The following is a 12861-nucleotide window of genomic DNA, read 5'->3' on the forward strand; positions in this document are numbered from 1 at the left end:
TGCTTGTCCAAGAGGTAAAACTGAAGCTACGACCAAGCGGCCTATAAAAATTAATTAAACCTTGTGGGCCAAGCGGTGCAACTTAAAGCGACGCAATAAAATCCAGTCTCGCAATTTATGCGGTAACCAGCGCGCAAGCCAGGGCAACAGGCGGCTGCGATTGCCGATACGCACCAGTGTGCGCGGCCGTTTGCGTAGAATTTCACGTACTAACTTACGCGCCAGGGAACTGGCCAGGGTGGCATTCTGTTGAGATTCCTGCGCGCGTGCGCGTACCACCTCTTCCTGACGCTTATACATTGAATCTGGGGGCAAGAGACCACGCAGTGATACTTCCGCGTGGCGGCCGAACTCTGAGGCAATAGCCCCAGGTTGTACCGTCATAACGCGAATCCCAAAAGGTTTTAGTTCCAGGCGCAAGACTTCCGAGAGCGTGTGCAAGGCCGCTTTGGAAGCGCAGTAAGCTCCGGAGAAAGGAGTAGCCAAAACACCGGATACGGAACCGATATTACAAATTACAGCCCCCTTGCCCGAGCGCATCAACGGCACACTGGCGCGCGCCAGTGCCAGTGGGGCAAATACATTGGTGCGAAACTGATTTTCCAGGGAGCGGGTATCCAGCTCCATCAGCGGGCCCATCTGCCCGTAACCGGCGTTGTTGATCAATATATCCAGACGACCATAAGCGGCCTTGAGAGCGTGTAGCACCCGGTTAATATCTGCCTGGCTATTAACATCCAGAGCTTCGGTGGCGATCCCCAGATCTGCCAATTCCTGCAGGCTTTCCGGGCGCCGCGCGGTGGCGATAACGATTGTACCGCGGCGGTGCAAAGCCAGGGCCAGCTCGCGGCCAATACCACTGGAACAGCCGGTAATCAGTGCGACTCTGTCGGGCGCCACATAGCCCCGGCCAATTTGCACAAGGCTCTCTGCGGCAAAGCTATCGGGAGATTTTCGGAAACTGGATACTGGCGGTTTGTTCACGGGGACTGCTCCGTTTACTGGTTCGAACCCTCCGACACGACCTGAGGTTGCTCAATCAGGCCAATAATATTGCCGTAAGGATCGAGAAAACTCGCCATCAGTACGCCCTCGCCAACATCCACCACATCGCTGTGTTGTCGCGCACCCATGGCTCCAAGACGCTCGACTTGCGCGGCCATATCCGCAACCGCCCAGTAGGCGATCACCCCGTCCGCACGGCTGATCGCGCTGCGCGCATCAGGATTCAGGCCCAGTTCACAATGGCCGAGATGGAAACCCACATAGCAGTCGCTATCGAAATAGGGCTCCTTCTGCAGCAGCTGCGAATACCAGGCGCGGGCCTCCGCAATATCTGTTACACCGTAAATAACTGTATGCAAGCCGAGAAACTGCTCCATTGAGACACCCTGTTGTTTAATTTTTATCCGCTGGGTGGGGCACTATGGCGCAGCTTATTGCAGCTCCTGCTCCAGTTGCTCCAGCAGGTCGATGGGTTCCAGCTCCACACCGTCCAGCTCATCGTTCCAGTTCAGCCCCACCAGCAGTACATCCTCGTGCATACCGGTGAGCCAGTCATCCATAAATTCTTCCAGATCGATAGCTACCGCCTGGTAATCCGCCCAATCGCCCTCACAGTGTGCCTGGGCAAATTCCCGCTGGGACCAAAAGGGCATCACCTCGGTCTGTGGGCGCTTTTCGGATTCGCACAACGCAAAGCCCTCTTCCCCCTGCAGCGCCCAGACGCAGCCCTGTTCAGCGGCCTCCGGTAAAAAGCGTGCGCAGTTTTCTTCAAAATCGTCAGTTAAGGGTTCGCTTTGCATAACATCTTCGCTTAATAAGTTTGCCAGCAGTTTACGCCAGTTTGCCCCCCGCACCAACGCAAAGGCCACGGCTCTGGCATCAGGCAAAACTGCTTTACTTCCATCCCCCAGGACTTTTTAAATGACATACAGGGACGGAATAAAATTGAATAAATGACTTTAGGAATCCAGCTCAAATACCGCCATAGATTCCACATGGGACGTTTGCGGAAACATATCCATGACACAGGCCTGCTTAAGACGGTAACCCAGCTGAACCAATTCCCCGGCATCCCGCGCCAGAGTCGCCGGGTTACAGGACACGTAAACAATTTTCTGCGCCTTGAAACGGGCGATACCACGCACCGCCTGCAAGGCGCCATCGCGCGGAGGGTCCAACAAAATTTTATCGAAGCCACCGCTGGCCCAGGCCTTTTTCACCATTTCCTCATTCAGGTCGGCAGTGTGAAAGCGCACGTTGTTCAGCCCGTTCAATGCGGCATTTTCCTTGCCTCTTTGGGTGAGAGCGCCAACACCCTCGATACCGATAACCTCCCCGGCGCGTCGCGCCAGTGGCAGGGTGAAATTTCCCAATCCGCAGAAAAGATCCAACACCCGCTCGCCGGGTTGCGGGTCCAGTAACTGCACAGCACGGCTCACCATCTGCCGGTTGACCTCGAAATTCACCTGGAAGAAATCCATCGGCTGGAAGTGCAGGCTCAGGTCAAATTCCGGCAGACGGTAACTGAGGTAATTCTCACCATTTTCTGGCCACAGAAGCTGCATCGAAGCCGCATCACCAGGTTGTATATACATGTGTATACCTGTTGATTTGGCGAAGCCCAGCCAGCGCTGCCGATCCCCTTTCGACAAGGGCTGTAGGTGGCGCAATACCAAGGCCGCCACATCATCACCGACCGCCACTTCCAACTGGGAAAAGTGCGTGCGTCCCTCGCTCTCCGCCACCAATTGCTTTAACGCGGGAATATGTTGAGCGATAGAAGGGTGCAAAACATGGCACTCATCGATATCGGTCAAATCGTTGCTGCGCTTTTCGCGAAAACCAAAAACGAGTTTTTTGCCTTTTGCCGATTTCACCAGTCGAATACCGATACGTGCCTTGCGCCGATAGCCGTAAGGTTCGGCCAGCAGGGGAGGCAAAATTTCCTCGGGTTCAATACCACCAAAACGAGCCAGCTGATCCAACAATATTTTTTGTTTTTCGACAATTTGCGCATCGTCCTGCAGGTGTTGCAGGGAGCACCCCCCGCACAGGGACACATGAGGACAGCGTGGTGCACAGCGCAGTGGCGAAGCCTGAATTATCTCACTGGCAACACCTTCATCGAAGCGAGCGCGATGAGCGCTATAACGAAAATGCACCTCTTCACCAGGCAGGGCGTTATCGATAAATACTGTTTTTTTACCCACACGGGCAAGACCGCGCATATCGTGGCTGAATTTTTCCACACAGGCTTCTGCCTGGGTGGGCAAAGGTTTTTTTACCGTTTTGCGCGGAGTGATAAAACGCGGTTTTCTACTCATAGGAAATTACTGAATAATCAAAACAACTGAAATCAATGGGACCTGTCGGTAAATTCTATACCGTGAGGCGGTGGCCGTTATCGCGCAGCCAGCGGCGCAGCTCTTTATAGCGGGGGCAAACACTCTGCACCAGCAGCCAAAAATCGCGACCGTGATTATGGTGACGCAAATGGCTGACCTCATGGGCCACCAGATAATCCACCACTGGTTCGGGGGCCAGGCACACCAACCAGTTGTATTGCAACTCTCCACGAATACTACAGTGCCCCCACTTACTCTTGGTGCGGCGAATTCGCAGTATGGAAAACTGCAAGTCCAATTGTTCGGCCAAGCGCTGGGACTTTTCTGTTAACAGGGCCAACGCCTCGCGCTGGTAGAGGCGCTGTAGAGCTCCCTGTAATTGCTTCGGTGTAGGTGCGGGCACTAAGGTGTAGAGACGAATGGCCTCTTCGGTGATTGCCGCACCACCTCGATTAGACGCGCGCTCCAAGGGGCGCATTTTACCCAGCCAGGGAAAGTGCTCACCAAACTCAAACCGATATTGTGGCACCTGTGCCGCACGCTGGTTGGCAGCGAGCAATTGGGCGCGTACCCACTGGATATTTTCCTGTAAAAACTGATGGCCGTGGCGGGCGGCGCAGCGCTGTGGAATACGCACCTCCACGCCGGATTGCGCCAACACCAGCCCTAGGCGCTTGCGCCTTGCCGAACGCACCAAGCGGTAGGGAATATCCTCAAAAAAATATTCCCGCACTTCACTCATAAAAATCGCCCCAATAAAACTCGACGAAATTTACCCAGCGGCATGAGCCACAACCGCCATGGTAATCCGGGAAATACAACTCAGCTTGCCATTGGGGGCGTAAATCAGGATTTCCCATACTTGGCTAGTGCGCCCGATATGTACCGGCTTGGCCCGGCCAGTAACTTCACCTTCCGGCACAGGACGCAGATGATTGGCATTAATCTCCTGGCCAACGCAGTAAAACTTACTGGTATCCACCAACAGATTGGCACCGATAGATCCCAGGGTTTCCGCCAACACCACGTTGGCACCGCCATGTAGAATACCGAACGGCTGGCGAGTGCGATGATCCACCGGCAGCTTGCCCTCCAGGTAATCCTCACCGATTGCGGTAATCTCCAGGCCCAGATAACCGGGCATACACTGGGCGGTGCCCCGGTTAATCTCTTCCAGGGTGGGAGTAACGTGCCAAATTGCCATGGGAATAACTCTCTTGAAAATCCAAACTGGGACCGGGGGAAATGGCTGAATTGACTAGCCATATCAACCCACTAAATTCACCAGTAAAAAAAACCAGATGAAAAAAAGCCGCGCGGATAAAAACCCGGTGTGAAATAGTCTGGGCCGAAAAGCCCGTAGCGGTGTAGTTCTAAATCCAACATGCGCAACTCCCATTCGAGCCGGCTGTGCTGGAAATAGAGCGCACGCCTCTGGTTGTCACTATCGCTGTGCCTGAGGGCGTGATGCAGGGAGTAAAGTTCTCGCTCTAAATTATCCCGGCGCCACAATAAATCGCGATACTGCTGTGCTACGCGATAGTGGGCGAGGCCACGCTGGTAATTCTGCAAAAAAATATCCGCGGTGGGACCGGTGCATACGCCCTCATATTTTCGCCCCTGGCGCCCCTGAGCATAGCCATTCTCAGCGGTACAAAATTGTTCCACGCCTTCTTCGTGGCCCCGCAACCAGGCCTCACTGTCCACATAGATTTCGTAACTTTGGCATTCCTTGGCGATATCATGCACCAGCGCCTGGGAACGCCCGCGAGCGCCGTCATGTAGGCCTCGCTCATACCAGAGCCCACTACGGCAATCCGTCTCGGAAATAACAGCGCAACCACTAATAGCAGTGGCCAGAATCAACAGGAAAACACTCAGCTTTACAGGCATGGGAAGGGGCTCCCGATGGATTATTGTTTTGCCATTTCCACCAATTAGCCGAAACGTTTATCGGCGACGAACGGGTTGGTCTGACGCTCCTGGCCAAAAGTAGACATGGGGCCGTGACCGGGTACAAAGCGCACATCATCGCCCAGCGGCCACAAGCGCTCGGTAATCGAGCGGATCAAGGTGTCGTGATCCCCCTGGGGAAAATCGGTACGGCCGATAGAACCGGCAAACAACACATCGCCTACCAGTGCCAGCTTGCTCGGGCGATGGAAGAAGATCACATGCCCTGGGGTGTGGCCTGGGCAGTGATGCACTTCCAGTTCCTGGTCGCCGACAGTTACGGTATCGCCCTGCTGCAACCAGCGATCGGGAGTGAATACCTCCACTGAGGGAAAACCGAACATCTGCGCCTGCACCGGCAACTGCTCGATCCAGAAACCATCGCCCTCATGGGGGCCCTCAACCGGCAACTGTAATTGTTTAGAGAGCGCCGCAGTGCCACCCACGTGATCCAGGTGACCGTGGGTAAGCAGGATTTTCTCAATGTTGAGCCCGCGCTCTTGCGCCGCCGCCAGAATTTTATCGAGGTCGCCACCCGGATCCACCACTGCGGCACGCTTGCTATCTTCGCACCAGAGCAGGGTGCAATTCTGCTGAAAAGGAGTGACCGGGACCGAGTGAAATTGCAGCGACATGGTAAAACCCATCCTTATTCGGGAGTAGTAGCTAGTGCCGCAATTATACCGCGACTGCCCGCCGAGATCGCTGTGCGGATGCGCCTGCCTTCGGCTTAGTGTTTTGCAGAAGAGTGCTCAGGTCCTTGCTGAGCTGCTCCCACACCAATGCATTGCGCCAGTAATCCTCCGGTGGCAGTAGCTGTGGACCGGCCAGGGCATCGTCTGGATCGGACAGTGGCCTTGTCGCGTAATCCCGAAATACCGCTTGGTTGTAACTGGGGCTGAGAGGCTTTAGGGGCCAGCCGAGCAGGTCATTCGGATGATAGAAATTTTTCCAGCGGAATTGATACCCACGGGAGGCCGTAGCCACCGCCTGGATCTGATCCCGCTGCTTGGCCCCAAACCACAGCGGCGTGCCGGCCCCGAGGGTATACCAATGGCTGAGCGTTTTCAGGCGCAAAAAGCGTTCCCGTGCGGAGCCCTTGCGCACCTCGGCTGGCCCGCCATCGCGCCAGACACCGTGGTTTACACTGGGCCGCTGGGCATCCCACAAATAGTTGGACAAGCTAATACAGCTGGCCGAATGACTGATAAGCAACACCGGAGCGCAATCGCCAGCGGCGGCTGCAGCCTTCTGTAAGGTTCGATAAATGGCTGTCTGGGTTCTCTCGTAGAGACCACCACGGCTATAAATATCCCCCAATTGCGCCGAGTTCTCAGCAAGGGCGTTGAGCAAGAATTTGCGCGCGCGCAGACCATCCACCTCGCATTTGCGCATATCCTCAAATACTCGCTGGGTATTACCTGGCAGTGTTTCCACAGTAGGAAAAGTATCACAATGAAGGCGCGACCAGTCTTCACCCAGGGTTTCCCTGAGCATGGAAAACAACGGCTTTACACAACTCCTGTGTGCGTCACCTATAGCCGGCGCTGCCAAAACCACAATATCGGCCATAACTCCCTCTTTTTTTATTATTGTTGTCGCAGCCGCATCTACTTCCCTGACGGCATCAGTTATTCACCAAATTTTTTTCGAAAATAACTCTGTTTTTTCATAATCCAGTGATCCAAGAATCCCCCACTGCGTACAAACGTTTGTGTATTACGGCAACGAATGTCAGCCGGGAAAGCAGATAACGCTGTCGGGTAGCTCTACGCCGGTCTAGGTGAACACAGGGATGTGTTCCTGGCACCGGACACCGCAAGCCAAAAACTGGCCGCAGGATCTCTTTCTGATTATTTTGTCTCTTTGGGCTGGATCGGTAAGACTGATTGGATCCGCCGATCAATATACCGTCATAAGCAAAGCCACTTCTAGTATTAGCCAAAGAGAATCCAGCAAGTCGTCCTATCCTCGGCGCAAATCTGTCACAAAAGCGCTCCGCTAGTGCATAATATCCCTGTATAAAAATCAGACATTTAAAACAATCCTGCCCGCAGCGATGCTTTTAACTTCCAAATACAGCCTGCCGGACTGCCCCGAGCATACCCTGGTGCGCCCGCGCTTACTGGCACTGCTCGACGACAGCCACAGCGACCAGCTGCTGCTTGTGACGGCACCGGCGGGCTACGGTAAAACCACGCTGGTCACTTCCTGGGCCTCGGCGCAGGAAAATCCAATGGCCTGGTATACCCTCGATGCCAGCGACAATGAACCGAGCCAGTTTTGTCGCTATCTGGTAGAAAGCGTGCATCGCGCTACCGGCAAAGGCGTACCGCAAACCTGTCGCTTATTGGCGGCGCCACAAAGCCCAGATCCAACAACCCTCATCAGTCATCTGCTGGGTGAACTGCGCAGCTTACCCAGCGAACTGCGCATAGTGCTCGACGACTACCACCATATCGACAACCAGGCGGTGCATAGCATCACTCGCTTCCTGTTGCGCCACGCACCTCCAGGCGTCGGGGTCCTTCTCACCAGCCGCAGCCAGCCGCCCCTGGGGTTGGCCACCCTGCGTGTACAAGGCCGCCTATTGGAGCTGGGCAGCGATCAACTGGCCCTGAATACCGAAGAGATCGCACGTCTGCTGAAGCAGCGCTTGCCATTTAATCTCGATGGCGACCGCGCCGCACAACTGCACCACCTGAGCGAGGGTTGGCCGCCGGCGGTACAACTGTTCGCTCTGTCGGTGCGCGATCGCCAAGAAGTAGACCGCTACTTGACGGAACTGGAACAGGGCCACAGCCATATCCTCGACTATCTGGCCGAAGAAGTGCTGGAAAGGCTGGAGCCAGAGCTGCGCGAGTTACTCGCTCGCACCTCGATCCTCACCCGTGTCAATGCCCAGCTGGCGGAACGCTTGAGTGGCCGCAACGATGGCCAACAACTGCTGGAAGAAGCGGCACGACGCGGACTCTTCCTGCAGGCACAGGACTCCAGCCGCCAGTGGTTCCGCTTTCACCCGGTGTTCGCCCGCTTCCTGCAGCGCCAGCTCACCAATCGAGAGCAGCTGTTGCACCTGCACGCTCTCGCTTGTGATTCCTGGCAGGAAATGGAACAGCCGGTGGAAGCCCTGCGCCATGCCCTCGCTGGCAGTGACCGCGAGCGCCTGTGTCAGCTGCTCGATAGCCAGGGAGAAATACTGCTGCGCGGCGGGCAGTCGCGCTTGTTGCGTGATTGCCTGGAATGGCTCGGCAGTGAGGCGTTGCAGCAAAGTGCGCGCTTCACCCTGCTCTCGGCAAAAATGGCGCGGGAGAATTTTGAATACGACCAGTGCGAGAAAATGCTCGCCAGCGCCGAGAGCTGGCTGCAGCGGCAGGACCCACAGCAATGGCGTCAGTTTGAAGGGGCCTTCGCCACCATGCGCGCCCAGGTGGCCATCGCCCGCGGCCAGACCCTGCAGGCCAAAGAGTATGCCGAAGAGGCCCTGGGACTTTTGCAGCCCAACCAACTAGGCGAGCGGATTTCGGCACTGCTTGTCACCGGTGAGACCAGCTTTTGCCTGGGCGCATTAGAGCCCGCCGCGACCCATATGTTGGAGGTGGAGGCCCTGGCTATCGCCGAGGGAGATATTCCCAGCGCCGCCTGGGCCATCTGCCAACAGAGTGAGATCGCCTTCGCCCAGGGGCTTCTACAAAAATCTGCCTCACTGCAGAAAAAGGTGTCCAACCTGGTGCAGAAACACCACCTCTCCACCCTGCCCATCGCTGAGTTTGTCTGCCGCCTGCTCGGACAGCTGCAGTGGGAAAAGGGGGATTTGGAGAGCGCCGAGCACTCGGCCCGGCGGGGAATGCAGATCAACCGCAAAGTGGGTGAACACTGGCTACTGCCGGAATACACGCTGCTGCTGAAACTCGCCCAGGCGCGCGGAGAAAAAGAGGAGTCGCTGGAGTGGCTGGCCCGCATCGACCGCTTACTCTCAGATGGGCGCTACCACCGCGACTGGGTTGCCAATGCCGATGCCGCGCGTATTCGCACCTGGCGCGCCCTGGACAACCAACAAGCCATTGCCAGCTGGTTGGAGCAAGCTGCGCCAGTTGCGGACAGGCCCAGTAATCACTTTGAACAGTGTCACGGCCGCAACCATGTGCGCGCACTGATCGAACTGCACCGCTGGTCCGACGCCAATCGCCTGCTCAGCCGCCTGCAACAGCTCGCGGAAGAGTGTCATTTAGTCACCGATCGCCTGCGCAACCGTGTGCTGGAATCCCACCTGTTGTGGCTGCGCGAACAGCACGGTGAAGCCGTGGAAGCCATTAGCGAGGCGCTACTGCTGGCCGCAGGTAGAGGATTTCGCGCCAGCTTTCTACAGATTGGCAAACCCCTGATTGTGATTCTCAAGGCTGCGCTGGAACGGGGCTTGGATGAGGCATCCACCGACAAGGCCCAAGGGCTGATCAAACTCGCCCAGCAACAGCCGGAGTTGGACGGTGGCATTCGTATTGAGCTGGACGACACTATTATTCGCGAGATTCTCGCCAGCGACGCGGTACCGGATTTTCTGCGTCACTCACCACTCACTCCAAGGGAGTGGCAGGTTTTAAACGCTATTCATTCAGGCCTTTCGAACGAGCGTATCGCCAGGCACTTCAAAGTGGCACCGAGTACCATCAAAACCCATATCCGCAGCCTCTACCAAAAGCTGGATGTCAAAGACCGCCAGGAAGCGATTACCCTGGCCGAACAAATGCTGCGCTCGGTGCAGGACCGCCCATAGGAATAACTGCGAGTCGGGGCACAGGGATGTGCGCAAAACCCCACTGCAGGATTTCTCCACATCTCTATTTGAGCAGTTCCCGAAACTTGTTACTCCTGCTCTAAATCCCCCCGGTCAGCCCCTCCCCCCCTCTATGGGGAGGAGGAACGCGGCTCCGCCCTTCGCCATACTCACCCTATCCTTTCCTGAGTGGGCCCGCCCCACCCTTCGAATAATGAGACAAGGCAGTAATCCATGAGCGGCAACAGCACCGAGTGGTGGCGCAACAGCGTTATTTACCAGATTTACCCCCGCAGTTTCTGCGACGCCAACGGCGATGGTATCGGCGACCTGCCAGGTATCACCCAGAAGCTGGATTACGTGAAATCCCTCGGTGTGGACGCTATTTGGATATCCCCATTCTTTAAATCCCCCATGGTGGATTTTGGCTATGACGTGGCGGACTACCGCGATGTGGACCCGATTTTCGGCAATCTGCAGGATTTTGACCGTTTAATTGAGGCCGCCCATGCCCGCGGCCTGAAAGTTATTATCGATCAGATTTTGAGCCACACCTCAGATCAGCACCCCTGGTTCGAGGAGAGCCGCTGCAGCCGCGACAACCCCAAAGCCGACTGGTATGTGTGGCAGGACCCTAAAGCCGATGGCAACCCGCCCAATAATTGGGTATCTGTTTTTGGTGGTGGCTCCTGGCGTTGGTGTACCCGCCGCCGCCAATACTACCTAGCCAACTTCCTCAAAGAGCAGCCGGATCTCAATGTGCACAACCCCGAGGTGCAGGCGCAGTTGCTGGCGGATATGAAATTCTGGCTGGATCGCGGTGTGGATGGTTTCCGCCTGGATGCGGTGAATTTCATCTTCCACCAACAGGCCCTCAGCGATAATCCTCCGCGCCCGCTTAAGCTGGACCAAAAAGGACTGCCGCCGGTCAATCACTACGATTACCAATGGCACAAGAACGACAAATCCCAGCCAGAAAACCTGGTGTTTTTACAGCGTGTGCGCCAGCTGATGGATCAATACCCAGGCACCGTTACCGTGGGCGAAGTGGGTGACGATAATACCCATAAAATCATGGCGGACTACACCACGGAACAGCGCCTACATATGGCCTATTCCTTCGATTTATTAACCGAGGATTGCAGCGCGCAATTCCTGCGCGAAACCCTGGAAAAGAACCGCGCGGTAATTGAAAAAGGATGGCCCTGCTGGTCCATTAGCAATCACGATGTGCCGCGCTCTATCACCCGCTGGAACCGCGGCCTTAGTCCGGAGCTGGCGCAAAAGCGCGCGCCCCTGTTCCTACTGATGCAACTTGCCCTGCGCGGTAGCGTATGCCTGTATCAGGGGGAAGAACTGGGTCTGGCGGAAGCGGATATCGCCTTTGAGGATTTGGTGGACCCCTACGGTATTAACCTTTGGCCCGAGTTCAAAGGTCGCGATGGCTGCCGCACGCCTATGCCCTGGACCGATAGCGCTGATCAAGCCGGCTTCACCAGCGGGAAGCCCTGGTTACCGATCTCCCAGAGTCACCGGAACTTAGCCGTGAATCTGCAGCAAGACAGCCAGCACTCTATGCTCAACCAGTTCCGTGCATTGATCAAATGGCACCGGCAACTGCCCCAAAGTCTGGCAACCGCACAACAGGAAGTGCTTGATACCGGCAATGATTTATTGGTATTCGTGCGCCGCGCAGAACAGGAAGTGTACCTGGTCGCCCTGAACCTGGGCGCCACTGAGGAAAGCTACGCTCTGCCACAAGAGTTTTTTGGGGCCGAGGATATTACTCCAGGCCTGTTTGCAATGGAGCTGAGAGAAAACACGCTGGTTTTGCCCGCCGCTAGCGCCGGTATATTGCGAAACAATAATTAATTTCAGGAATTAATTTCAGGCTTTAACAGCCCGTCAAAAAATTTACCAGCTGGTGGCAACAACCACCGGCTGCCAATTTCAGAAAAACTTCAATACCTCTCCCAGGGCTATAAGTTGGTTTTTCTGTCTCTCTGCAACGTCATTTATCCTTTCGACGTCTGCTTCTCCGCCGGCCCAAAGCCGGCTTTTTTCACTTTGCTCTACTTACTTTGCCCTACTTACTTTGCTGTGCGCCTCATAGATCAGATTGCTTCCAGAGCTACCTTAGCCTGAGTTAAGGCAGTCTCTTTGTGGTCATCCCCCATATTCAGCCCTTCGGCATAAATGACCGTGACATCGTCAATGCCAATAAATGAGAGAAAATGCTTGATGTAGGGCACATGAAAATCAATAACAGAATCTTTATAGAAACCCCCAGATGTCGTGACCAAGACCACTTTGGTATCTCTAATCAAACCCTCTGGCCCATTTTCTGTGTACGTAAAAGTCACTCCGGCCCGCGCTAAGTGATCAAACCAAGCTTTCAGAGTAGATGGGCTACCAAAGTTATACATGGGTGCTGCAATCAGTACCGTATCTGCATTTTTTACCTGTTCAATAAGATTGTTCGAAAACTCCGTTAGCGCTTTCTGGGCTGCACTTTTCTGTTCCTCAGGGGTGAAGAAAGCACTTACCATTTCACCGCTCAAATGCGGAACCGGGTTAATACTTAAATCCAACTCGGTGACTTCAGTGTCAGCCTGTCGTGACAGCCAGTGCTTGGCCAGTGACCTGGAAGTCGAATGGTCCCCTAAGGCAGAGGTATAAACGGCAAGAATTTTGTGACTCATAGTCTCTCCAGCTAGTGAACATCAATGATGCGGAGACTATAATCTCTGCAAATTAGCAACTAAATTATCAATTTATGCAATC

The 12861-nt window shown here is 55.2% G+C and carries 12 protein-coding genes; 2 read left to right on the forward strand and 10 right to left on the reverse strand.

Annotated elements, in window-relative coordinates:
- Positions 1–54: 54 nt before the first annotated feature.
- The 9 genes from ACJJID_RS14940 to ACJJID_RS14980 all read right to left on the reverse strand — a co-directional run bounded on the left by ACJJID_RS14940 (position 55) and on the right by ACJJID_RS14980 (position 6875).
- Positions 55–984, reverse strand: coding sequence for an SDR family oxidoreductase (locus ACJJID_RS14940; protein WP_444920158.1), 930 nt, complete (start codon positions 982–984; stop codon positions 55–57).
- 14 nt (positions 985–998) lie between these two features.
- Positions 999–1382: a VOC family protein gene (locus ACJJID_RS14945; protein WP_444920159.1), complete on the reverse strand. Its 384-nt coding sequence runs from the start codon at positions 1380–1382 to the stop codon at positions 999–1001.
- 54 nt (positions 1383–1436) lie between these two features.
- On the reverse strand, positions 1437–1892 hold the full coding sequence (locus ACJJID_RS14950; RefSeq protein WP_444920160.1) for a DUF2750 domain-containing protein: 456 nt from the start codon (positions 1890–1892) through the stop codon (positions 1437–1439).
- 72 nt (positions 1893–1964) lie between these two features.
- Positions 1965–3329, reverse strand: coding sequence for a 23S rRNA (uracil(1939)-C(5))-methyltransferase RlmD (gene rlmD, locus ACJJID_RS14955; RefSeq protein ID WP_444920161.1), 1365 nt, complete (start codon positions 3327–3329; stop codon positions 1965–1967).
- A gap of 55 nt (positions 3330–3384) precedes the next feature.
- On the reverse strand, positions 3385–4092 hold the full coding sequence (locus ACJJID_RS14960) for a M48 family metallopeptidase (protein ID WP_444920162.1): 708 nt from the start codon (positions 4090–4092) through the stop codon (positions 3385–3387).
- 30 nt (positions 4093–4122) lie between these two features.
- Entirely contained in the window at positions 4123–4554 is a 432-nt protein-coding gene (locus ACJJID_RS14965; RefSeq protein ID WP_152455066.1) for a hotdog fold thioesterase, read from the reverse strand.
- Between the two features lie 77 nt (positions 4555–4631).
- Positions 4632–5243, reverse strand: a complete 612-nt coding sequence (locus tag ACJJID_RS14970; RefSeq protein ID WP_444920163.1) for a DUF2799 domain-containing protein — start codon at positions 5241–5243, stop codon at positions 4632–4634.
- Between the two features lie 44 nt (positions 5244–5287).
- Positions 5288–5938: an MBL fold metallo-hydrolase gene (locus ACJJID_RS14975; RefSeq protein WP_444882889.1), complete on the reverse strand. Its 651-nt coding sequence runs from the start codon at positions 5936–5938 to the stop codon at positions 5288–5290.
- A gap of 43 nt (positions 5939–5981) precedes the next feature.
- Complete coding sequence (locus tag ACJJID_RS14980; protein WP_444920164.1) at positions 5982–6875, reverse strand: hypothetical protein; 894 nt, start codon at positions 6873–6875, stop codon at positions 5982–5984.
- A gap of 487 nt (positions 6876–7362) precedes the next feature.
- On the opposite strand from ACJJID_RS14980, the gene malT reads away from it, so the two are divergent.
- Both malT and ACJJID_RS14990 read left to right on the forward strand, forming a co-directional pair.
- Positions 7363–10077, forward strand: coding sequence for an HTH-type transcriptional regulator MalT (gene malT / locus ACJJID_RS14985; protein ID WP_444920165.1), 2715 nt, complete (start codon positions 7363–7365; stop codon positions 10075–10077).
- Positions 10078–10311: 234 nt separating this feature from the next.
- A complete protein-coding gene (locus ACJJID_RS14990) occupies positions 10312–11949 on the forward strand; it encodes an alpha-amylase family glycosyl hydrolase (protein ID WP_444920166.1) in 1638 nt (545 codons plus the stop codon).
- A 242-nt stretch (positions 11950–12191) separates the two neighbouring features.
- Here the strand turns inward: ACJJID_RS14990 and ACJJID_RS14995 are convergent, their stop codons facing one another.
- Complete coding sequence (locus ACJJID_RS14995) at positions 12192–12779, reverse strand: FMN-dependent NADH-azoreductase (protein WP_444920167.1); 588 nt, start codon at positions 12777–12779, stop codon at positions 12192–12194.
- Positions 12780–12861 lie beyond the last annotated feature (82 nt).

This window comes from Microbulbifer sp. CnH-101-G, from assembly GCF_052466775.1.

Coding starts and splice junctions, on each gene's coding strand:
- ACJJID_RS14945 (WP_444920159.1), bottom strand. CDS start 1,382: ATGGAGCAGTTTCTCGGCTTGCATACAGTTATTTACGGTGTAACAGAT.
- ACJJID_RS14970 (WP_444920163.1), bottom strand. CDS start 5,243: ATGCCTGTAAAGCTGAGTGTTTTCCTGTTGATTCTGGCCACTGCTATT.
- ACJJID_RS14965 (WP_152455066.1), bottom strand. CDS start 4,554: ATGGCAATTTGGCACGTTACTCCCACCCTGGAAGAGATTAACCGGGGC.
- rlmD (WP_444920161.1), bottom strand. CDS start 3,329: ATGAGTAGAAAACCGCGTTTTATCACTCCGCGCAAAACGGTAAAAAAA.
- malT (WP_444920165.1), top strand. CDS start 7,363: ATGCTTTTAACTTCCAAATACAGCCTGCCGGACTGCCCCGAGCATACC.
- ACJJID_RS14980 (WP_444920164.1), bottom strand. CDS start 6,875: ATGGCCGATATTGTGGTTTTGGCAGCGCCGGCTATAGGTGACGCACAC.
- ACJJID_RS14990 (WP_444920166.1), top strand. CDS start 10,312: ATGAGCGGCAACAGCACCGAGTGGTGGCGCAACAGCGTTATTTACCAG.
- ACJJID_RS14975 (WP_444882889.1), bottom strand. CDS start 5,938: ATGTCGCTGCAATTTCACTCGGTCCCGGTCACTCCTTTTCAGCAGAAT.
- ACJJID_RS14960 (WP_444920162.1), bottom strand. CDS start 4,092: ATGAGTGAAGTGCGGGAATATTTTTTTGAGGATATTCCCTACCGCTTG.
- ACJJID_RS14995 (WP_444920167.1), bottom strand. CDS start 12,779: ATGAGTCACAAAATTCTTGCCGTTTATACCTCTGCCTTAGGGGACCAT.